Source organism: Micromonospora sp. KC723 (assembly GCF_004348595.1).
GTDB lineage: Bacteria > Actinomycetota > Actinomycetes > Mycobacteriales > Micromonosporaceae > Micromonospora.
In genome coordinates, this window is record NZ_SMKD01000014.1 from 31,411 (window position 1) to 51,968 (window position 20,558).

Here is a 20,558-nt window from a genome sequence, read left to right on the forward strand (position 1 = left end):
CATGCCTTGCTCATTGGTCGGATGCTCCGAACAAGTGAGTGAGGCACGAGTACGACGACGACACGCACGTATCCCTGGTGATACGCAACGCCGTGCGGGCGGTCTACTTCTTCGGCGTGAAGCCGTAGACCCTCGGTTGATTGTTTTCCGAGAAGCGCCTGGTCAACCCCCGGACTGACACCGACGCTGCGCGGCGGCGGCTGGATCTGCCCCATTCGTGGGCCCGGATCCACCTCGCTGGGGGCGGGTCTGTGCTGATCTGTCCGTACTGTGGCCGGGTTGCCGGCCAGGTTCGCCTGGGCGCGGCGTGAGCTGCTTGAGCCGTCGGCTCGGGCGGGCGGCGGGCCGCGTCGGACGGGTGCCCGACGCGGCCCGGAGATTGGTGCCGGCCGACTCTGGGCGTCAGCACGCCAGGGTGGAGATCGGTACGCCCGTCAGGCCGTCACCCCGGACGAAGCCGGTGACGCCGGTGCTGTTGTTCCTGACGTAGTACCAGCCCCACCCGTCGTCACCCACCGCGCCGCACCGCAGGGTCGCGCTTTGGCCCGCGTAGCCTAGGCCCAGCACGGTGCAGGTCGTCGACGGGCCGCTGCGCAGGCGGATGCCGGCGCCCGAGAAGCCGACGTTGTACGGCTCGTAGGCGCCGGGCAGCCAGCCGCAGCGCGGTGCCATCGCGGGGCCGGTGTCGGCTCGGTCGCCAGCGGAGATCCGTGGTGCCGGGGCGGTACCATCCGTGTTGCCGCCCGGGCCTGGGGCGGTCGCGATCTGCGGGGCGGACTGCGCGGTCGCCGGGCTGGCGGCCAGGACCGGCCCGGCCAGCAGCGGTAGGCTGAGGGCCACGGTGAACGCCGCCCGGCGTGCGACTGCGGTGAGTTTCATCTGCTACTCCTTGTCTCGTGGTCGTCCCCGCCCATGTGGCACTGCCCGTAGCAGCGGGAACGGCGGCGAAATATCGAACTACTTGATCCTATGGGCGCGCCCGGTCCAGTCGGTTGTCGTGGCGTGCTGTTCACCGAGGGTTGGTCTGCTGGCTGGGAACCCAGATGTACAGCCACGGCGGACCAGCACCGGCGACCGGTTCCAGCTCGTACGCGCCGTCAACGTCGGCGTCCAGCAGTTCACCGCCGTACTCGACCCATAACCAAGACTGGTTGATCACCGGGGGTGGTACACCCTCGTCGTCGAGGGGCACCAGTAGGTTCCGGCCGTCGACCGGGCCGCCGACGGCAGGCACGTCGACCCGCTCCCACACGCTCTGATCATCAGCCGGGCGTCGCCGGGATCACGGGTGTTTCATGAACAGCGATCAGATGCGTGGCCCCGACCTGGACGCGTGATGACACGGAATCAGAGCGCGTCGACGTCGGGGAGCTGGGCGAGGACTTCTGCCGGTGCCGGCTCGACAGGCAGGGATTTGGGTTCTGTCTGCTTGTCTGGGCTGCACCGGCTGAAGGGCCCGTACTCGCGGCGAGCGCGGCGAGGTGGGGGTCGAGGTGGTCGCGCCACCAGATGCTCATGCCGGTCTGCGGGTCGGACACCCGCAGTGTTTCCCAGGGCCCGCCATAGTGCGTACAGGCGGGAGATCGCCTCAGGGGCCCACCAGCGTGGGCACCCCCGGAGGTAGGTCCGGTGGCGAGGCGCCGACCCCGCCCAGGTCCAAGCCCTGTTTGGCCATGCCTCTCTCGACACGACCGCCCGCTACTTCCGCGCCGGCCCGCCGAACAGGCCGCCGTCGTTGCGCGGATCTTTGATTAGCGGACGGTGACCCGAGGACCGATAGGTAGACGTAGCTGCCAGGCGGAGCGTCGGCCCATGAGATGCGACCAGTCGTTCGGTGGTTGGACTCCCAGAACATTCGTTGGATCAGGGGAGCGGCCCGATGAGCTGCACGAACGCAGGTTGGAACAGCTGTATCTCTCCTGACCCTCCAGCTCGCCCAGATCGCTGTGCCTCGCCGCCTCGGTGATGGGACTTTCGGCGTGAACTCGAAGTGGGCTAAGTGGCGATACATGGGTGAGAGCCGGCAGGTATCGAAGGACTGACATGGGACGAGCGGGTGCAGCCTGCTGAACTCCACCCGGCCGTGCACGCCAACCCCGGCCTATCTGAAAAATCTGCCGACCGACGCCACCAGCATGCTCAACTATCTGCGGCGGATGAATGGCCGCACCACGGCGAGCGACGAAGAGACCTTCGCCAACGTGGGAGAGCTGATCCGCGGATACCCGCCCGCACAGTCACGGGCCGCCCTGTACGAGGCGGCGACGAAGATCCCCGGAGTAGTGGCCTCTCGGTCCATGACGGACGCTGCAGGCCGCTCCGGCACCGCAGTGTCCCTCGTGGGAAACACCGACCGGTACGACCTCATCTTCGAGCCACAGACGTACCGGTTTCTCGGCTGGCAGGTCGTACCAAAGGACGAGAGTCGTGGGCCAGTCCGCTCACAGGTGATCTTGAGCGTTACCATCGTCGACCGTGCCGGCCAGGTCTCGTAGCACCCAGAACAGACGTCGACAACGAGCAGGGGGGCGGCCGCCGAGGCGATGGCCGCCCCCCCCTGCTCACGGTCAGACGATCACCGGAGGTACTGGACGGGCTGCTGCCGCCCCCGATCGACGAGCCGTTCTGGTTGAAGGTGTCGACAAGGGTGTAGCCGATCCGTCGCCACGCCGTCACGAGGTCTGCGGTCGTGACTGGTCGGGTCAGCCACCGGTAGTAGGGCTGACGAGCGATGTTCCACACCCGGCACGTCACCGCCACGGGGATCCCGTCAGCGGCCAGCTCGCTCACGAGCGGGTAGAGCCTCTTCCCGGCAGATGCGCCTGCGACAAGTAGGCAGCCGCCCGGCGCAGGACCTCGTTCTCCTGCTCCAACAACCTGATGCGCTTACGCGCCTCGCGTAGCTCGGCCGACTCGCTGCTGGCCGTCTCGGGCGTGGCACCGGCGTCGACGTCGGCCTGGCGCAGCCACTTGAACAATGTCATCGGGTGTACCTCGAAGTCCTTCGCGATCTGCTCGATGGTCACTCCCGCCTCGCGGTCACGAGCGACACGCACCACGTCATCACGAAACTCACGGGGTAGGGCTTGGGCACGGCGACATCCTTCCAGCCCGCCCACAGGGCAAGCCGTCGCAGATGTCACCTATCGGTGCGGCAGGCCCGAGATGCTAACCATCGGATGGCAACCTTGAGCGGCACATGCTAGCTTCTATTGGCATGTGCAGGGTTCGGTTATGAGCGCGGATGCTCCGACCGGAGACGAGCTGGTGCGGGTCATGGCCACGTTGGCTAACCCGCACCGGGTGCGGGTCGTCGCGGCGTTGGTGCGTGAGCGCAACTACGTAAGCCAGCTCGCCCGGGAGCTGGGTATCAGCCGTGCGCTGCTGCAGGTCCACCTGCGCAAGTTGGAGGCGGCTGGCCTGGTGTCGGCGCACCTGGAACTGTCCGAGGACGGGAAAGCGATGAAGTTCTACGAGGTCAACCAGTTCATGTTCACAGTCACCCCAGAAGCGCTCGCAGCTGCCGCGGAGACGCTCACCGCTTCTGACGGTGCCGGCGAAGGACCGCAGTCGTGAGCGGCCAGGACTGGACGGAGGTCGTCGGAGCGATCGGCCTGTTCGCACTGGTGATCACGGTGATTGTTGTGGCGGTCACGCAGTTGACGGCCGTCTGGCGGGCGAAGGCGGCCCTCTCACGGGAGGCGGAGTACCGCAAGATCGCTGAGGCCGCGGTGCGGACACAGGAGACCAACGAGCGCCTGCTCGCCGACCTCGTCCAGCGTTCCGAGCAGACGCAGGCCCGGCTGGGCTCGATCGAACAGATTCTCAAGCAGGTCGAGTAGCTCGAAGAAGGCCCTGGGCCGTCGAGCGCCAACTCGACGGCCCAGGTGGAAGCAGCATCACCTCGCCCGCAGGCGAGCTTCTCGCGCAATGCCCCTTCGTGGAAAGGACAGCATCTCATGCTGCGCATGAACAGGTCCTCGGGTGACCCGCCCGGGCGTCCGCTGACCGAACGGGTCGCCGGTTGGTCGGTGCGGCACAGGAAGATGGCGATTGGCAGCTGGTTCCTCCTGGTCGTCTTGGCCGTCTTGGCCGGCGCGTTGATACCGGGCGATGAGGCACGCTCCACCGATCCCGGCGAATCCGGCCAGGCGCAGCGCGTGCTGAGGCAACAGCAGGGCCAGCCGCCGATCGTCGAGAACGTTCTGGTGCAGGCGGACGACGACGCCCTGCTCCGTCCGGCGGTCGAGGACCTCGTCACGTCGTTGCGGACTGTCATCGACGACGTCCGCTCACCCTTTGAGCCGGGTGGCGATCGACTGGTTTCTGCCGACGGACGCTCCGCTCTGGTCTCTTTCCAGTTCGACGGTGTTGCCGGCGAGGTGCGGACTCGCTACGACGCCGCCGTGCGGACGGTCAACGAGGTGGCCGGACGCCATTCGCGGGTGCTGGTGGCGCAGGCGGGCGACCGGAGCCTCGCGGTGGCTGTGGATCAGGGAATCCAGGACGACTTCAAGCGCTCCGAGGCCATCTCGCTGCCTCTGACCGTGGTCATCTTGCTGGTGGTGTTCGGCTCGTTGGTCGCCGCCGGCATCCCGTTACTGCTCGCGGCGACCACCGTGGCCGGCACCTTCGGTCTGTTGCAGGTCGTCGGTCACTGGGTGCCGATCAACAGCGCGACCTCCTCGATGGTGCTGCTCATCGGCGTCGCGGTAGGCATCGACTATTCGCTGTTCTACCTGCGCCGGTTTCGGGAGGAACTGGCCGCCGGACGCGACACCGTCGAGGCGCTGCGCATCACCGCGCGCACGTCCGGGCACGCTGTCGTGGTCTCCGGCCTGACCGTGATGCTGTGCCTTGCTGGCCTGCTGTTCACCGGCCTCGACAACTTCCGTGGGCTGACCATCGGCGCGGTGCTCGTGGTCGGCTTGGCCATGGCCGGGTCGGTGACGGTGCTGCCAGCGCAACTAGCCGCGCTCGGTAAGCGGGTGGACACCGGCCGCCTGCCCTGGCTCGGCCGCCGTCGCACCACAGCGACCAGGTCGCGGCTGTGGTCGGGGGTCGCGCGGGCGGTCGTCCGCCGGCCTGTGCTCTGGGGCGCAACGGCGATGCTGGCCCTCGTCGTCGTGGCGCTACCCGCGCTCAGCATGAGGTTGCAGGACGCCTCCGTCACCGACAGCCTGCCGCGAAGCGTCCCCACCGTCGACGCCGCGGCCCGGATGCAGGAATTGTTCCCGGGCGTGGCCAGCCCAGCGCGGGTCGTCATCTGGAACGTCGACGGTGAAGCCGTCGACAACGCTGACGTGCAGACCGCACTCGACAACCTGCAGCGCCACATCGCCGGTCCGGTCACGTGGACCAAAGTGGACCACGCGATGGTGGTACGCGTACCGCTGGCCGGCTCGGGCACCGACCCCACATCGAACCGGGCGTTGAAAGAGCTACGCGGCGACGTGCTGCCCGCCACTCTCGGTGGAGTCGACGGCATCGACTACGCCGTCGCCGGTCGCACCGCCGTCGCCCACGACTTCACGTCTGTCGTGACCGCCCGGACTCCTTTCGTCTTCGCGTTCGTGCTCGTGCTGGCGTTCGCGCTGCTGGTAGCAGCCTTCCGTTCGCTGGCCATTGCCACCGCGTCGATCGTCCTCAACCTGCTGTCGATCGGCGCCGCCTACGGCGTACTGACCTGGGTATTTCAGCAGGGGCACTTCTCGTCAGTGCTCGCGTTCACCCCATACGGCGGTGTGGTCGGCTGGCTACCGCTGTTCATGTTCGTCATGCTGTTCGGCCTCAGCATGGACTACCACATCTTCATCCTCAGCCGGATCCGCGAACGCAGGACAACCACCGCCGACCCCCGCGACGCCATCGTCGACGGCATCGCCGCCAGCGCCGGCGTCGTCACCAGCGCCGCCGTCATCATGACCGCCGTATTCACGGTGTTCGTCACACTCAGCGCTATCGAGTACAAGATGCTGGGAGTCGGCATGGCAGTTGCCGTCGTCATCGACGCAACGATCGTGCGCGGTGTTCTGCTCCCGGCGGCGCTAGCCATATTGGAACGTCGCACCCAGCCCATGTCACCCTCCGTGGCGCCCCCGTCGGCGGCGCTCGAGCCCGTCTGAGCACGGACACGTGCACGGAGGCCGCGCCACTTCGAACGGCGCGATCTCCGTGCACGCTCTTCTACAGGCCAGCACGCCGCAGTTGAGCGATTCATAGTTCGTGACCACCCGACCGCGGCGACCGACACCATGATCGCGGCTCCTGTGATCTCGACCATCACTATTTCAAGTGTTCAGATAGGGCAGGAACGGCCGGTCGCGACGGTGGGTGCCGCCGATGTCGGGTGTTTCCTCGTCATCGGCGGCTACCGGGTGCGCATGCGTGTAGGCATAGCCAGCTCGTGTCGTACCCGATCGCGGCCAGGTCGGTTTCCCGACATCGAACCCGCGCCGGGTTCTCTCTGGCTCGCAATGCCCGTGCGGCTCGTGAGATGTCGTGGCGGCGCGAGACTCCGCCGGATCGTTGCTGTTGCATTGGCGGATCGGTGGGCATGTGGAGCCATGTCAGTGGCTCTGGTCAGATCGCTTGGGCGAGTTTAGTGAACGCGGCGGCCACCCCGGGTGGCTGCCCCGCGCCTGGCGCGGGGTGTCGCTCTACCGGGGCCCGATCGCTGGCGGCGCGACCGCCTCGACCCGCACCTCGCCGCCGAGTACGGACCGTCCAGCGGGCTACGACGACGGAGCCAGCGGCGGGTGATAGGTAGGTGGCCACCCCGCAGCTTCCAGCGAAACAACGCCAAGGCCCATTGGCGTTCGCGTTCGTGGCGCGCTCACGCTCGCCGTGGTCGATGCGGGGGCGGCGGCATGGTCTCCAAGCCCGGTGGCGGTTCGGGCCAGAGCAGCAGCACCCGGCAGGGCGCGTGGTCGATCACGAACCGGGTGTGTGGGCCAATGCTGCGGGGCCCGAGCCGGCCGCGGTCGCCGTCGCGGGCCAGCACGAGCAGGTCCGCGGTGGTGCAGGCGGCGACGACCTCCCGTTCGGGACGCCCGTGGCGGGCCTCGCGCTGTGTGGGGCGGCCGAGGCGGGCTTCGGCGGCGTCGAGCAGCCGGGCCTGCGCCGCTGTCAGCGTGCCGGTGGTGGCCGTGTTGTCGGCGAGGCCGCGCCCGAGCAGCCCGGCCCGCGCTCCCTCGGCCGCCTCGATGCTGTCCGCGTCGATGACGTGCAGCAGCACGGTGTGGTCGGCGGGCAGGTCGCGGGCGGCGTCCACGCAGGCTGTCCAGGTGCCCTCGGTCACCCAGATGACGATCTTCATCGTCGACCTCCCAACGCTGGTTTAGGGCAGTCCGACCAGGTGCAGGCTTGCCCACAGTGTGCCGACTCCCACCAGCAGACACGCGGGAACCGTCACGATGCCCAGCCGCAGGAACTCGCCGATGCCGGGCGAGTGGTCGCGGGTGTGCAGGACCTGCCGCCACAGCAGCGTCGCCAGGGAGCCGACGTAGGTCAGGTTCGGGCCGATGTTCACCCCGATCAGCACGGCGAGGACCAGGCCCGGTGAGTGCGCCACCAATGGCACCAGCATCAGGGTGGCGGGCAGGTTGTTGACCAGGTTCGCCAGCACGGCGGCAAGCAGCGCCGCCGCGAGCAAGCCGAGCAGCCCGGTATCGCCGGGTACGAGGTGGTCGACCAGGTCGCCGACCGGGCCGGAGCGGACCGCTTGCACGACCACCCCCAACCCGAACACGAACGCGCAGAACGGCAGGTTCGCCGCCCGCACCAGCCGGCCCGCCTCACCCAGGGGTTTGCGGGCGAGCCGCGGCACGGCCAACGCCGCGGCGCCGACCGCCGCCACCCAGGCCGGGTGCACCCCGACGGGTTCGGCCAGCGCGAACCCTGCCAGAGTCACCACCAGTACGCCGATCGCGTACCACGGCGGGTGCGCTGACCGTCTCGCCGGTGTCAGCGGCGGTGCCGTCGCGGTGAGGTCCAGGGCGAACATCCGCCGGAAAATGACGTATTCGACGGTGATCACCGCCAGCCACGGCAGCACCATCAGCGCGGCGAACCGGGTGAAGCCCAGGCCGCTGGCGGTGAAGGCCAGCAGGTTGGTCAGGTTCGAGACCGGCAGCAGCAGCGACCCGGTGTTGGCCAGGTGCCCGCACGCGTACAGGTGCGGTTTCGGTCGCACGCCGATTCCGGTGGCGGTGGCCAGCACGATCGGGGTCAACAGCACCACGGTGGCGTCCAGGCTGAGCACCGCGGTCACGACCGAGGCCAGCACGAACACCAGCCGGAGCAGCCGCTGCGGCGAGCCTCGGCTCGCCGCGCCGACCAGTGTCCCGGCGTAGGCGAACACGCCGTGCTCGTCGGCCAGGTGCGCCAACACGAGCACCGCGGCCAGGAACCCGACCGTCGGTGCGAGCGCCGCCACCTCCGCCCGTACCTCGTGCCAGGGCACCAGGCCAGCGGCGACCACCACGGCCGCGCCGGGCAGCGCGGCGGCCGCTTCCGGCAGCCCACGGGGACGGGCCACCGCGAAGCCGAGCACCCCAGCCAGCACCAGCAGCCCTACAGCGGTGTTCACCATGCCACCCTCGACCCGCCGTCACCTGGACACCCGCAGCCGCACACGATCACGCAGGCTACGGCGTCGTACGCTGCCAGTTCGGGTCCGCCACCGACCTTGTGACCAGCACCGCGCCCCGATCAACGCCCGCGGAGGCAGCGCCGACCGGCGCCGCGCGGTCGAGCTGCTACCCACCGACCGATAGCAGCGGCGTTCGCGTTCAGCGAACAGCCCACGCCGCGCGACTCGACGCCCTCCGCAGGACTCTCCCTAGACCGGTGCGCCGCACCGGCAGGTCCAGGTGTGGTGGCCTCGATGGGTGCGCGGGGGCGGGCACGGGCAGGGCGCCCAGGACACCTGGTAGCTCCCGACGGTGAGCGGGTGCCCTGTCGGGTCCGGAGCATCGGACCGGGGTCGGCGCGGGTGAACTCGCGGCGGCCGTCGCGGGCGAGGTGGACCTGGCGCCCCCGCGACCACCGCAGCTGACCAGCCCTCGACCTGACCCGAAGTGGCCGGCGGCGGACCCGCGCCGACGGCCACGACGGCCTATCCACAGGCCGATCGGAGAGCACCATGACCTACCAGCCCGGCCAGCGCGTCGCCCTGGTCCACACCAGCGACCCGTACACCCGGTTGCGGCCCGGCGACACCGGCACCGTCCGCCGCCACGACCAGCGGCGCAACATTGTCGAGGTCACCTGGGACAGCGGCTCGACGCTGTCGATGTGCCTCGACGACGGCGACCGCATCGCACCCGCCACCACCCCGCCGCCCACCGGCGATCCGGTCGGCGAGACTGCCGGTTGGGCCGCCGCGCTGCAGCGGATGCGCGCCGCCGGCACCGATGCCGGCCGCACCGCCGCCGAATGGTGGGCGCAGGACACCAGCGGCGCCCGCGCCACCGGCGACAGGCGCCTGACCGCGCGCCGGTTCCTGGCCGGCATCGACGACGGGGATTCGCGGTCGGGTTCGTCGGCACCCTCATCGACCATTTTCCCGAACCACGGTGATCGTTGATGTACCCAATCCTATTGCGGACCGACTGCAATGTCGGCCTTCCGACAACTGAACGCCGGATGTCTGGTGACATAGTGGCTGTTCAGTTGCTCCGGTATCGTCAGCCGCTCCTCAGGTAACCGGGGAAACGATCCACTAGCGAATGCGCCGGTATGCCGGGTTTGGTACAGTGGGAGGCTGTGTGGAAACTGCGGTAAAGCGAGGAGTTGCCGCTGCAGGAGCCGTGGTAGCAGCGGCTGCGGTGAACGTGACGGCAGGAATGCTGACTCAGCATTGGGCGGTCGCGTGGTGGGCGGCGACAGCGGCGCTTGTGATGGTTGGCGGGGGCCTGCAGTGGTGGTTGACCGTGGTCCAACCGTCCGCAGGATCATCGGTGTCGGCATCTGGGGAAGGGTCGATTGTCGCTGGCGGGTCAGTTCGCGACTCCTCGACCAAGGTGGTTCGCTCTCAGCCGGGTTCCTCGCAGCGATCACGCCGCGTTCATCGTGAAGGCGTCAGCGCTCCCGGACTCGGAGCGATCGCAGCCGGCTCAGACGTCGAAGGTAGTCACACGGAGGTCACTGGCGAAGAGCAGGCTGGGAAGTGAAGCGGCGTCGCGGTGGCCGGCCGGCCGGCAACAGGGAGGTACACGCCTTTGGCGAGGCCTCCATCGCGGCAGGCCGTGACGTCATCAATTCGCCAACCTACGTGGGTGAAATCCATCTCCACGGCGTCGCCGCAGCCGGACTTGTAGACGTGCAGTACGTGGCTATGGAACTGGCGAGGATGGTTCAAGCGCAGTGGGAGGAGGAAGCGCGCCTGCGATTGCTGTACAACCGTCGTCCGATTCCCGTCCGCTGGGAGCTACGAGCGAGTTTGTCCGATCACCCCGCCACCATCGACCGCGCTGCTGTGCGGGGCACCGGGACGGAGGCCTTGCCACCGCTGGAATGGGAGGCCTCCAGTGGTGACATTGACGAACTGGCCCGCCGGTTTCGCGATACGCAGCGGCGTCGCTTGGTGATCGTGGGCGACGCTGGCAGCGGTAAAACAACCCTGGCAGTGCAACTACTGCTGAAGCTGCTGCAGACCCGGACCCCGGATGAGCCGGTGCCGGTGCTGCTGCCTATCGCCAGCTGGGACACCGCCCGATTTCCCACACTGCATGGATGGGTAGAGGACCAACTGCCGCGTGCCTATCCAGCCTTGCGCTCGGCTAGGTTCGCGCACGCCCTTCACGCGCTGGCGGCAGGCGGCCGCATCATGCCGGTGCTGGACGGTCTGGACGAACTGCCGGCTGCAGCTAGAGCTGATGTCGTGACGGCGTTGAACCGGTCACTAGGCGAAGGTGATCAGCTTATCCTCACCAGCCGTACACCCGAGTTCGCCCAAGCGGTCGACGCCACTCGCGATGTCGTCAACTCTGCGGCGGCGCTGGAGGCACGGCCACTGCTCCCCGCCATGGCGGCCGATTATCTTCAGTCGTGCGTGCGGCACCCCGACCCCGGATGGCAGCAGGTTCTCGATCAGCTACGCACCGTCGGACAGCCCTCGAGAAACGAGACTAGTGGGCAGATCGCAGCCCTAGCCGCCATCACCGCCACGCCCCTGGGGGTGTGGCTGCTGCGGACCGTCTACACGGACCCTGCTGCCGATCCCACCGAGTTGACCGACTCCTGCCCAGCCGACCATCTGCGCACCCGCCTGCTCAACGCCATTGTCCCCGCCGCCATCGCCGCCCATCCGCCCGCCAACAGAGCCCGGCAATACTTCCGGCGCCGTCGGTCTCCCGATCCAGATGAGCCCTTTCGTCCACGCCGTCGCCGCAACCCCGCCGACACCGAACGATATCTTGCCTACCTGGCCCACCTCCTCACTCACGACCGCAACTCTGATGGCACACCGCGTACTCTCGACATGGCCTGGTGGCAGTTGGCCCAGCCAGCAGAAGGCTCAGTTCGTACCCTGAGTCGTTGGGTAGGTATTCTCACGAGTGTCATAGCTACGGCGATGCTGGCTGTGCCGACGGCAATGATAAGCAGGGCCAGTAGCGCCATCCTCGGCGGTCTTGTGTTCGGCATCACCACAGGAATCGGTGCCGGCGCGGCAGTCCGCAGCTGGTCACAGAGCGAGCCCGGACATCTGCGCCAGACTCTTCGCGGAGACCTGCCCGGCCTGATCCGCGCCATAGTCAAGGCCGCTGTCGAATCGTTCTGGGCCCTCCTCGTCGTCGGGTGCGTGCTCATTTCCCTTGGGGTGAGGCCAATCAGTGTGGTCGTAGGGCTTCTTGGTGTGGCGCTCGTGACGCATGGAGCGGTCGCCGGATTCGTCCGGTGGGCTGAGGAACCGGCCTCAACTGACCGGCCGAGCGGTCCTCCCGAGCATTTGCGGGCCGACCGAAAGCTTAACTTGCTGCGTATCGTCGCCTTCGGCGCCGGCTATGGACTGGTCGCCGTGGCGGGAGTTACCTATTTCCGGAGCCTCGGCGAGGGACTGCTGATCGGCGTCGTCATGGCACTCGGCGCGGCCATCGGCCAGGGGCTCCTCGGCGGAGCGCACCGGGCGTGGCTGGCCTACGCTGCGATGGTAGCCCGCCTGTCGCGCGAGCGTGTGCTGCCGCGGGATCTGATGCCGTTCCTCGATGATATGCACCGCCTAGGGTTGCTGCGCGCGGTTGGCCCGCTATATCAGTTCCGGCACGCCGAATTGCAGGATCACTTCGCTGCCACATTCCGGTCGCGGCGTTAACGCAAACTGCTGCCACGGATCAGAAGGTTAGGGGTTCGAGTCACTTCGGGCGCGCTTATCTGACCAGGGAAGATGGCCAATCGGCTATCTTCCCTGTCGTCGTGTGAGTCGCATGTGAGTCACGCCTGTGGCACACGTCCGTGGACTCGCCCGGCACGGCTGAGCTGCTGGATTGTGTGGCGGTGCAGCGGATTCGTCAGGTGGGCACGCCCGCAGGGATTCGGACTCCGCCTTCTGAGCCGTAGTCGATTTTCTAGAAGGTTGACATCGACTTGAACTTTTGGCATAAAAAGTCCGAGCGCTGCGGTTCGGCCGTGCAGGCGACGGGGGTCACGTCCCGTGGCGTGGTGTAGATCGCCTGCGTGAGGCTCTGTGCGTTGTTCAGTTTTCCGGTTCGTTGTCGAGTCGACAATGGGTCTGGTGAGGCAGCGATGAGTTCGTTGGTGGGGGTGTTCGTGGGGGTGGTGATTTGGGCCATGCTGCCTTTGGCGAGGTAGCGGTGGTTGCCGGTCTGCCATTCGTCGCGGGGCTTCGACGAGGACGGCGCCGGCGAGGCGGAGCAGGGCTTCGGCGTTGGGGAACACGCCGACGACGTCGGTGCGCGTTTGATCTCCTTGTTGAGTCGCTCGAGGGGGTTGGTCGACCAGATCTTCTTCCAGTGGCTGGGCGGGAACCCGGTGAACGCGAGGAGGTCATGCGCGGCGTCGCGGAGCATGGTTTCGACCTTGGGTGGTTGCCGTCCGAGCATGCCGGCGATGACGTCGAGTTGTTCACGGACGTGTCCGGCGTTGGGTTGGGCGAAGATGGTGCGGATCGCGGCGGCGACCATCTCGGCGTTGCCCTTGGGGACCTGCGCCAGGACGTTGCGCAGGAAGTGCACCCGACAGCGTTGCCACGTGGCGCCGAGCAGCACCGCGGCGATGGCTTGTGTGAGGCCGGTGTGGGCGTCGGAGATGACCAGCTGCACCCCGCCGAGGCCACGCGCCTTCAGGCTACGCAGGAACGGGGTCCAGAAGGCGCCGTCTTCGCTGTCACCGACGGCGAAGCCGAGAACCTCCCGCCAGCCGTCGGCGCGGACCCCGGGTGGTCAGCGTCCGAGGCCGGTGGCCGTTGCGCTGCGCCACCCGGGTCTCGCTGCGCTGATGCGGGGCGGCGCCGATCACCGCGGTCAACTCCGCCTCGATCAACGCCGGGTAGATCGTCTCGGCGGCCTGCCGGACACGATCATTGACCTCGGCGGCCTTGAGCGCGTCCAGCACCTCCAACAAGGCAGACTGGTCCAGGGTCATCGCGTACTCCGTTCTCTGCGTGTTCTTGGCCGTTCACACAGAGACTCACGCGATGACCCACCTCTATCCCGGCGGTACGCCGTAGCAGGTCAGCTTCTACACCACCCCGCGGGACGCAACCCGCGCGCCGCGCCGGCCCCTCAGCCCCATCGTTGGAGCAGTCGGTCGTACTCCGCCTGGGTGATGGGCAGCACCGTGCCATGCCGTGGCCGGCCGGGCATCGTGTAGCTGGAGATCGCGGTCCACTGTCCGGAGCTCAGGTCGGTGGTGGTGAAGGGAATGTATCCGCGGCCGCCGTACTCGTCGATGAACATGTACCACCGCTCTTCGATGTTTGATTTGAACACCGTTGGGCCCTCGCCCTGGCTGATCGTGCCTCGGCCGATGCATTCGGCGACAAACGAGTAGCCGCGGTTGAGGATGGTGGTGGACTTCTCCTCGAGGATGAATTTGCCGCAGGCCGACTGGGAGCTGCTCCGCTCGTCTTTGGTGAGCCGGTAGTACGTGCCGTTGTGTTTGGTGAGCGTCGAATCGATGGTCGAGTAGCCCTTGTCCACCCACACCTGGGCGGTGCTGAAGGTCCGGAAGTCGCTCGTCGTGGCGTACATCATCCGGTTGTAGGTGGTGCCGGTGTGGTTCGGGTCGCTGGCGGAGTAAAGCTTCGAGGCCCAGAAGACGACGTACTGGCCGAGGCCCTCGTCGTAGTACGCCTCAGGCGCCCAGGTGTTGCCGGCCGTGTCGGGGGAGACCCGCTGCAGCCGTGGGGTGCTCCAGTTCACCAGGTCGGTAGATTCCCAGACCACGATGGACTTGCTACCGGTCCGCTGCGCGGCGTCCCAGTTGCCGTTGCCGTAGATCCGCAGGTCGGTGGCGATCTGGTAGAACTTGTCGCCCTGCGGGGAGCGGATGATGAACGGATCCCGTACCCCGCGGGTCCCGATGCTTGAGGTCAACACGGGTCGTCCACCGTTGAGTTGGCGCCACCGGGTCGGGTCGTTGCCCTGACTGAGCGCGAAGTAGACCTGCTCACCGGCGGAGGTGTTTTCGCCGGTGAAGTAGGTGAACAGATAGCCGGCGTACTTCTGGCCGGGACCCGGGCTCGAGGTTGGAGTCACGCTCGGACTGGGGTCGGTGCCGACACGGACAAGTTGCCACTGCTGGTTTGTCGTACCGTTGTCGGTGTACTGGGAAAGCCGCGCGCCGTCAGCGGTGGACCGCTCCCACACGTCCAGCGCCTTGCCGCTGTTGCGGTTGATCAACTTGACGTAGCCGCTGTCGGTGTCGACGACCCGGAAATGTTGGTTGGTCCCGCCGTGGTCGGCCCACTGCAGGACGTTCGCACCGTTCGCCGTGGACGCGCTCGCCACGTCGACCACTTTGCCGCTGTGCCGCGCCCGGATCTTGTAGTAGCCGCCGCCCGCGTCGACGAACTGGAACTGTTGGCTGGTCTGCTGTGTGCGGGTCCACTGCTGAACCGTGGCGCCGTCCGCGGTGGACTGGCCGGCGATATTGATCAGCTTGCCGCTGTGCCGCGACACGATCTCGTAGTGTGCCGACGTGTCGATGGTCGCCGCGTTTGCCCCGTGCGGCGCGAGCAGCACAGTCGCGCCGGCGACGATCGCCACGCCGATCAGCGCCAGCGCAGCCGGGCGGCGGCGTTGGCGGCGGTTACGGGCCGGGAGGGGAGAAGCTTTCATCGTTTGCCGTCCATCGATCCGTCGTTGTCTTGCGACCCGCGCGGATCCCGAGCGCCCGCGCCGAGGAGTAGCGAATTCTTGTTAGCCAGTGCTGCCGACGTCAGCCAAGGCTGAAGTCGACGACTCGAATTGACGAGGGTGTGGTGCCGCTCGACCGCCGCTGGTACAGGATGGACAGAACCCCGTCGGTGGTCACTCGGGAGCGGTCGACGACGACCTCCCCGAAGGCGTTCAGGCCGGACCCGTCAAACCGGAGCGTCCAATCGGTCCAGCCGCTGGCTTTGCTGGCGGTGACGATGCGTCCGTAGGGCAGGACCACGTAGGCGTTGTCGGCGCGGTCGAGGACGATCTGGGAACGGCCAAAGGCGTTCAACGCCACCGGGATTTCGACTTTGCGCCAGGCACCCTGCGCGTTGCGGACGAGGTGGAACGCGCGCGCGTACGAGCGGCGCTGGCTGGTGAAGTTGGTGACGCACTGGGTGAATCGGCCGGGCACGTAGCTGATGATCACGTGCGGCTGGCCGGTGGAGTCGACGGTCTGGCTCTCCTGGTTGATCAGCGCGTGGTCGGCGTTCAGCGCGTCGACGACGTGCCCGGGGGAGGTGACGGACACGAGGGTGCCGTTGGTGGTGCCGACCTGTTGGCCGGCATTGTTGCGCCAGGTACGGCCACGGTCGTCGCTGTAGACATAGCCTGTGTCGTGGTTGCTGAGCCCGCCGCGGTTGCACATGACCGCCGCGTTCTGCTCCCGCCAGGTGAAAGCGGCGTGCAGCCGGCCGTTCAGGCCATATGTGAGGCCGTGCAGGTACATGTTGCGGCGCGTGCTGGTCGCGCCGTGCTGGGTCCAGTTGCCCGTGGCCGACGACCACCGGCCAAGGCGGCGCCAGGTGGAGCCGTCGTACTCGACCAGTTCGTTTGTGCCGTTGCCCGAGCCGCCGGTGCGGTAGCTGAGCTGCAGCCGGCGTTCCGGGGTGATGGCGAACTGTGGGTATGTGATGGCGCCCAGTTCCAAGCCGTCGAGCGTGCGCTGTACTGCTCCCAACGCGGTCGCCGTCCAGCTGCGGGAGCCGGCGTCGGTCAGGAGGCCAGCCTCGGACTTGACGTAGAAGACCCGGCTGTCGTGGGTATCCATCGCCACGTGCAACCGCCCGTCCGACGGCGACACCCCGAGGGAGATGGAGTTGTGCGAGTCGTTCGTCGTCAACGAGTGGGCCAGCTGCAGTGTTTGCCACGCCCCGCTCGGGAGCTGCCGGCGCGCGACGACCACTCGGCGGCTGGACGTGTACCACGCCGCGTACTGGTAGCCGCCGAAGGTGAGGATGCCGTCCTGCTGGTAGGAGGCGTTGTTCACGAGGCCGTCGTACGACACGAAGTACAGCGCCCGTGGATCGAGCTCGGTGTCCGCCAACCGCGTCACCGTCGGCCCCGCTGCCGCGTTGACCGCCGGCGCCGCAGCCGTCTGGGCGCTGCTTGCCGTTGCGACGGTGACCGGGATAGCAAGCCCCGCCACGAGGATGGACGCAATCAGGGCTCTTCGGGTAGCACGCGTTCCAGATCCGATCATTGCGGACTCCTTCATGCCTGGGTGACGGGTCTGGCCGCCGGAGAGGCTCCAGGCGATGGCGAACCAGACATGCGCGTGACTGACCCCGCGCATGATGAAGTTGTTGCCCGTGGCTCCCGAGATGCCGCGTCGGTTGACGGCGTGTCCTGATCTTTCTTCATGACTCAACCTCAGGCAGGGGGTGCGGTGGAGCCCAACAGCCCGGGGCCACTATCGAGCCGGTGGCCGGTGGGCGGCCGCTCGGCCACGGTCCCTGTGAGCGCTCCCAGCCGATGATGTATCAGACAGTCTCCCGGCCGAACCTGTAACTGTCAATCGATAAGGGTCAACTCGACCGGATGGATGGCGCTGGCCGACCCGAGCAGAGTCCGGTACCCGTCACGGCCGGAGCCTCGCCGCCTGACCAGCGTGGACTGCGGCACCCGATACAGTCGGTACGACCCTTGCACCCACCGGCGTCGGGAGCGCGTAGTGGTACGCCCGTTTGATATCGAGGAGGTCTTCCCCGAGGTCGCCGCTGGATCGCAGCGTCGGCGGCGCCGACAGTCGGGCAGCTCGGCCCAGGGCGTGGCGGTCACCCTTATCGCCGACTACACCGTACGTACCCGGGCCTGGTTGCCTTCAGCGGCGATCGTGGCGCTGTTGGGTGAGTTCGGGGTGACCAGTGGCGCCGCCCGCACGGCCATCAGCAGGCTGGCCCGCCGGGGGATCCTGGAGGGCAGTCGGCAGGGGCGTCACAGCTCGTACCGCCTGACCGAGGGCGCCGCCAGTGATCTGACGAAAGGCGGCACCGCCATCGGCGCTGTCGGCGCAGAGTCCGAAGCCTGGGACGGATCATGGACGGTCGTGGTCTTCTCCGTGCCGGAGCAGGAGAGCACGCGACGGCGTGCGCTACGGGATCACTTGCGTTGGAATGGTTATGCCCCGTTGTATGACGGGGTGTGGATCTCGCCAGATCCGTTGCCGCCGGCAGGGCGGGCGGAGCTGGCGGCTGCGGCGCGCGGCTCGGTGACGGTGTTCCGCGCGCAGCATCAGGAGCTGCAGGCGGAGGCTGACCGCAGTCCGGTTGAGGCCTGGGACCTGCCGGGCATCGCGAAAGCGTACGAGACGTTCATCGATCGATGGTGGCCGCTGCTGCCGCGGATAGCCGCCGGCGAGGTGACCGGTGCGGCCGCGGTCCGGACGCGTACCGAGGTGATGGACGTCTACCGACGCTTTCCGGTGCTCGACCCGATGCTGCCGGTTGCCCTTATGCCGCCTGACTGGCCACGCAGACGTGCCCGGGCAGTGTTCGTCGCGATCTACGACGGACTGCTCGAACCGGCGCAGGATCACATCCGCTCGGTGGTTGCCCGTGTCGCGGACGGGCCCTGGCCCGACATCCAGGCACACACGGTCGCGCACATGGCCGCCGGGGTTCGCCACGGCCCGGACTGAGCGGTCCACAGCTAGACGGCGGACGGGCTCAGATGCCCTTGACGCGTATTACCCGGTCAGCATGCGGGCCGCCGCGTCTCTGGGCGCGGCGGCCCGCTCGTTTACAGTCGGTCACAGGGCCGATGTCAGGGAAGCGCCCCGGGACGCTCGACAACGTCGATGACCGCCGTTACGGCACCGAACCTGGTCATGCCGGTGACGAGCACCTCACCAGGCGCGTCGGTCGCTCTGGCCGGCAGCGCCTGCCATCGGACGGGGACGGTGGTGAGGGTATCCCGCGCGGTGGTGAGTACGCGGATTGCGGTGGGTAGCGCCGGAATCGTGCCGATCCTGGTGGCGGTGTAGACGGTGTCTTCCAGGATGTGCTTGGCTCGGCTGGCGTTGAACACGTTGATGGACGCGTGCGGCTCCCAGGTGTTGGGCAACTCGGGCACGGCCCGGAACATTGTCTGCCATCCCGCCGGTTCCCAGACCAGCACTGCGCTGCCCTGGTTGTTGACCACGTCGTTGGCGGCCTGGAAGACCCGCTGGATCGCGTCCGCCTGGCCTTGGACGGTGCGCGGGTAGGGCGAGTTGGGCAGCGGTGAGCCGTCGCCGCCGGAGGCGGGGTAGGAGGTCTCGGCGACGTCGATCTCGTAGTCGGGGTAGGTGGTCGCCATCGTGTGTAGGTTGAAGTCCAGTGCCTCGGGTGTGCCGTGCCACTCCGGGTAGTAGGAGATGGCCAGCACGTCGGGGTTTTGGCCTTTTGCCTTGACCCGGGTGAGGAATTGGTGCCAGAACTCCATGGTCTTGGCGAGGCGGTTCCTGTCGACGATCACGTGGATCTCGACCTTGGACTTCGGGGACGCGTCGCGGACGGCCTCGATCCCGGACGCGGCCAGGGTGGTGAACCGGTCCCACGCCTCGTTGTAGAGCCGCTGCTCGACCGGGTCGGTGGACTGCCAGTACCGCCACAGCAGGCCACCGCCGGGCTTGGACTGGTAGACGTCGGCTTCGTTGGCGAAGTACGGCGGGTTGGTGGTGCCGATGAGGGCTGCCTCGCTGCCGTACATGAAGCCGTTGATGATCTCGTTTCCGACGGCGACCTTGTCCGGTCTGGTGCCCTGTTGGATCAGCCGGCGCAGGTAGTCGGCGGTGAAGTCGTACACGGACTCGGTGAGGTCGTCGAAGTCCAGTTCTGCCCAGGCGCGTGGTTTGGGTTGCTTGCTCGGGTCCGCCCAGGAGTCCGCGTAGTGGAAGTCGATGCCGAGGCCCATGTCTCGTTCCTTGATCCATTGGGCTGACTGCAGGGACCGCTCCGGGCCCTGGCGGGGGATCGGCGTTAGTTGGCCGGTGGTCTCGTCTCGCGGCTCGTTGAAGATCCGCAGCCGGGCGTACTCCATGCCGCGGTCTTTGGCCACGTCGAGTAGGTGGGGCCCGGCGCCCCGGTCGGCGGCCAGAGGGCTGACCCAGTACTGCCGGGTCTGGAAGTCGTCGACCCAGGACATGTCGGCGCCGAGGGTGAGGTCGTCGCGTAGGTAGTTGAAGACCTGTATCTCGCTGACGCCGACCTTGGCGTGCCGGGACGCGCCGGTGATGGTGAGCCGGACGAAGCGAGTATCCGGCCGGGTGAACAGGTGCACCGCCCCCCGCGAGGCGGTTCGGTTGCGGGATCGGTTGGCGATCGTCTTCCACCGGCGAGCGTCGGACGAGGCCTCGACGACGTACCGGTACACCGCGCCGCGGTCCGGGAAGACCACCCTGACCTTGCGGAGGTTGTCGTAGGTGCCGCCAAGGTCGACGGTCAGCCGCTGGTGGGCGCCGGGGCTGTCCGCGTACCAGGACGTCATCGGGTCGCCATCCGTGGCCAGGCGAGCGGTGGACGCGCCGCTGCTGGCCGTCGCCGAGGCCCAGGACTTGGCGGCGATGTTGCTTTCGATGGGTTTGATGTCCGCGGTGCCGAAGACGGCGTGCGCCGGAGTGGGCGCCGCAAGCATCCCCGCGCTCGCCAGGGCAGCGAATGCGGTCACCGCCACGGCTGTGCGAGCGGGGTTCCTGACCCCCATACCTTCTCCTAACCCGTGCGGGCTCTGCTGCCAGAACCACGTTGCACGTTGATGCCTATCGATTGACAAGTGTGCGTCCGACGGTAACACTCATCGATACATTTATGTGGGAGCGCTCACATGGCACACAGCGGGCACATCGAGGCGAAGGTGGCCCTGCTCGCTACCCGGCAGGCGAACGCCGCCGCGGACGGTGCCCTACGGCACGCG

At 67.7% G+C, this 20,558-nt stretch carries 16 protein-coding genes and 2 pseudogenes; 7 read left to right on the forward strand and 11 right to left on the reverse strand.

The features are described from left to right. Window positions 1–402 precede the first annotated feature (402 nt). From E1165_RS05765 to E1165_RS30635, 4 genes and pseudogenes are all read right to left on the reverse strand, one after another. Window positions 403–879 carry an SH3 domain-containing protein gene (locus E1165_RS05765; protein WP_132388454.1) on the reverse strand — a complete coding sequence of 159 codons (477 nt, stop codon included), beginning with the start codon at window positions 877–879 and terminating at the stop codon, window positions 403–405. 130 nt (window positions 880–1,009) lie between these two features. Further along, window positions 1,010–1,252 carry a hypothetical protein gene (locus E1165_RS05770; RefSeq protein ID WP_132388456.1) on the reverse strand — a complete coding sequence of 81 codons (243 nt, stop codon included), beginning with the start codon at window positions 1,250–1,252 and terminating at the stop codon, window positions 1,010–1,012. A gap of 10 nt (window positions 1,253–1,262) precedes the next feature. Beyond that, on the reverse strand, window positions 1,263–1,517 hold the full coding sequence (locus E1165_RS29740; protein ID WP_243704603.1) for a DUF4913 domain-containing protein: 255 nt from the start codon (window positions 1,515–1,517) through the stop codon (window positions 1,263–1,265). Then, window positions 1,450–1,689: pseudogene (locus tag E1165_RS30635) on the reverse strand (hypothetical protein); the annotation flags it as partial. The gene E1165_RS29740 and the pseudogene E1165_RS30635, both read right to left, overlap by 68 nt. A gap of 446 nt (window positions 1,690–2,135) precedes the next feature. Between E1165_RS30635 and E1165_RS05780 the strand changes: the two are divergent. Beyond that, window positions 2,136–2,495: a hypothetical protein gene (locus E1165_RS05780; protein ID WP_207916617.1), complete on the forward strand. Its 360-nt coding sequence runs from the start codon at window positions 2,136–2,138 to the stop codon at window positions 2,493–2,495. 291 nt (window positions 2,496–2,786) lie between these two features. On the opposite strand, the gene E1165_RS29460 is transcribed toward E1165_RS05780, so the two are convergent. After that, window positions 2,787–3,143, reverse strand: coding sequence for a transposase (locus E1165_RS29460; protein WP_371687304.1), 357 nt, complete (start codon window positions 3,141–3,143; stop codon window positions 2,787–2,789). Between the two features lie 91 nt (window positions 3,144–3,234). On the opposite strand from E1165_RS29460, the gene E1165_RS05795 reads away from it, so the two are divergent. The 3 genes from E1165_RS05795 (at window position 3,235) to E1165_RS05805 (ending at window position 6,125) form a co-directional block, all read left to right on the forward strand. Further along, complete coding sequence (locus E1165_RS05795) at window positions 3,235–3,576, forward strand: ArsR family transcriptional regulator (RefSeq protein ID WP_132388462.1); 342 nt, start codon at window positions 3,235–3,237, stop codon at window positions 3,574–3,576. After that, complete coding sequence (locus tag E1165_RS05800; RefSeq protein ID WP_132388464.1) at window positions 3,573–3,842, forward strand: hypothetical protein; 270 nt, start codon at window positions 3,573–3,575, stop codon at window positions 3,840–3,842. The genes E1165_RS05795 and E1165_RS05800 overlap by 4 nt, the downstream gene beginning before the upstream one ends. Before the next feature lie 117 nt (window positions 3,843–3,959). Further along, window positions 3,960–6,125: an MMPL family transporter gene (locus E1165_RS05805; RefSeq protein ID WP_207916627.1), complete on the forward strand. Its 2,166-nt coding sequence runs from the start codon at window positions 3,960–3,962 to the stop codon at window positions 6,123–6,125. 710 nt (window positions 6,126–6,835) lie between these two features. On the opposite strand, the gene E1165_RS05810 is transcribed toward E1165_RS05805, so the two are convergent. Further along, window positions 6,836–7,318 carry a universal stress protein gene (locus tag E1165_RS05810; protein WP_132388466.1) on the reverse strand — a complete coding sequence of 161 codons (483 nt, stop codon included), beginning with the start codon at window positions 7,316–7,318 and terminating at the stop codon, window positions 6,836–6,838. Between the two features lie 21 nt (window positions 7,319–7,339). Next, window positions 7,340–8,590 (reverse strand): ArsB/NhaD family transporter, encoded by a 1,251-nt coding sequence (locus E1165_RS05815; protein ID WP_132388468.1) that lies wholly within the window; start codon window positions 8,588–8,590, stop codon window positions 7,340–7,342. Window positions 8,591–9,145: 555 nt separating this feature from the next. On the opposite strand from E1165_RS05815, the gene E1165_RS05820 reads away from it, so the two are divergent. Then, window positions 9,146–9,589, forward strand: a complete 444-nt coding sequence (locus E1165_RS05820) for a DUF4314 domain-containing protein (RefSeq protein WP_243704601.1) — start codon at window positions 9,146–9,148, stop codon at window positions 9,587–9,589. Between the two features lie 582 nt (window positions 9,590–10,171). Further along, the gene (locus tag E1165_RS05825) at window positions 10,172–12,316 is read left to right on the forward strand and encodes an NACHT domain-containing protein (protein ID WP_132388470.1); all 2,145 of its coding nucleotides are present in this window, start codon (window positions 10,172–10,174) and stop codon (window positions 12,314–12,316) included. Between the two features lie 472 nt (window positions 12,317–12,788). Here the strand turns inward: E1165_RS05825 and E1165_RS05830 are convergent. The 3 genes and pseudogenes from E1165_RS05830 to E1165_RS05840 form a co-directional block, all read right to left on the reverse strand. After that, a pseudogene (locus E1165_RS05830) lies at window positions 12,789–13,605 on the reverse strand (IS256 family transposase); the annotation flags it as partial. Between the two features lie 140 nt (window positions 13,606–13,745). Then, window positions 13,746–15,302 carry an RICIN domain-containing protein gene (locus E1165_RS29465; RefSeq protein ID WP_132388472.1) on the reverse strand — a complete coding sequence of 519 codons (1,557 nt, stop codon included), beginning with the start codon at window positions 15,300–15,302 and terminating at the stop codon, window positions 13,746–13,748. 100 nt (window positions 15,303–15,402) lie between these two features. After that, entirely contained in the window at window positions 15,403–16,959 is a 1,557-nt protein-coding gene (locus tag E1165_RS05840; RefSeq protein WP_207916630.1) for a BNR repeat-containing protein, read from the reverse strand. Window positions 16,960–17,337: 378 nt separating this feature from the next. Here E1165_RS05840 and E1165_RS05845 point away from each other — a divergent pair, with 378 nt between their 5' ends. Next, window positions 17,338–18,303 (forward strand): PaaX family transcriptional regulator C-terminal domain-containing protein, encoded by a 966-nt coding sequence (locus tag E1165_RS05845; protein WP_132388474.1) that lies wholly within the window; start codon window positions 17,338–17,340, stop codon window positions 18,301–18,303. Between the two features lie 125 nt (window positions 18,304–18,428). Here E1165_RS05845 and E1165_RS05850 read toward each other — a convergent pair whose 3' ends face one another. Further along, window positions 18,429–20,312, reverse strand: coding sequence for a glycosyl hydrolase 53 family protein (locus E1165_RS05850; protein WP_165945152.1), 1,884 nt, complete (start codon window positions 20,310–20,312; stop codon window positions 18,429–18,431). Window positions 20,313–20,558 lie beyond the last annotated feature (246 nt).

Excerpts from the sequence above, each read along its gene's own strand:
- E1165_RS05765 (WP_132388454.1), bottom strand. The coding sequence starts at position 879 with ATGAAACTCACCGCAGTCGCACGCCGGGCGGCGTTCACCGTGGCCCTC.
- E1165_RS29740 (WP_243704603.1), bottom strand. The coding sequence starts at position 1,517 with ATGAGCATCTGGTGGCGCGACCACCTCGACCCCCACCTCGCCGCGCTC.
- E1165_RS05780 (WP_207916617.1), top strand. The coding sequence starts at position 2,136 with ATGCTCAACTATCTGCGGCGGATGAATGGCCGCACCACGGCGAGCGAC.
- E1165_RS05795 (WP_132388462.1), top strand. The coding sequence starts at position 3,235 with ATGAGCGCGGATGCTCCGACCGGAGACGAGCTGGTGCGGGTCATGGCC.
- E1165_RS05805 (WP_207916627.1), top strand. The coding sequence starts at position 3,960 with ATGCTGCGCATGAACAGGTCCTCGGGTGACCCGCCCGGGCGTCCGCTG.
- E1165_RS05810 (WP_132388466.1), bottom strand. The coding sequence starts at position 7,318 with ATGAAGATCGTCATCTGGGTGACCGAGGGCACCTGGACAGCCTGCGTG.
- E1165_RS05820 (WP_243704601.1), top strand. The coding sequence starts at position 9,146 with ATGACCTACCAGCCCGGCCAGCGCGTCGCCCTGGTCCACACCAGCGAC.
- E1165_RS29465 (WP_132388472.1), bottom strand. The coding sequence starts at position 15,302 with ATGAAAGCTTCTCCCCTCCCGGCCCGTAACCGCCGCCAACGCCGCCGC.
- E1165_RS05840 (WP_207916630.1), bottom strand. The coding sequence starts at position 16,959 with ATGCGCGGGGTCAGTCACGCGCATGTCTGGTTCGCCATCGCCTGGAGC.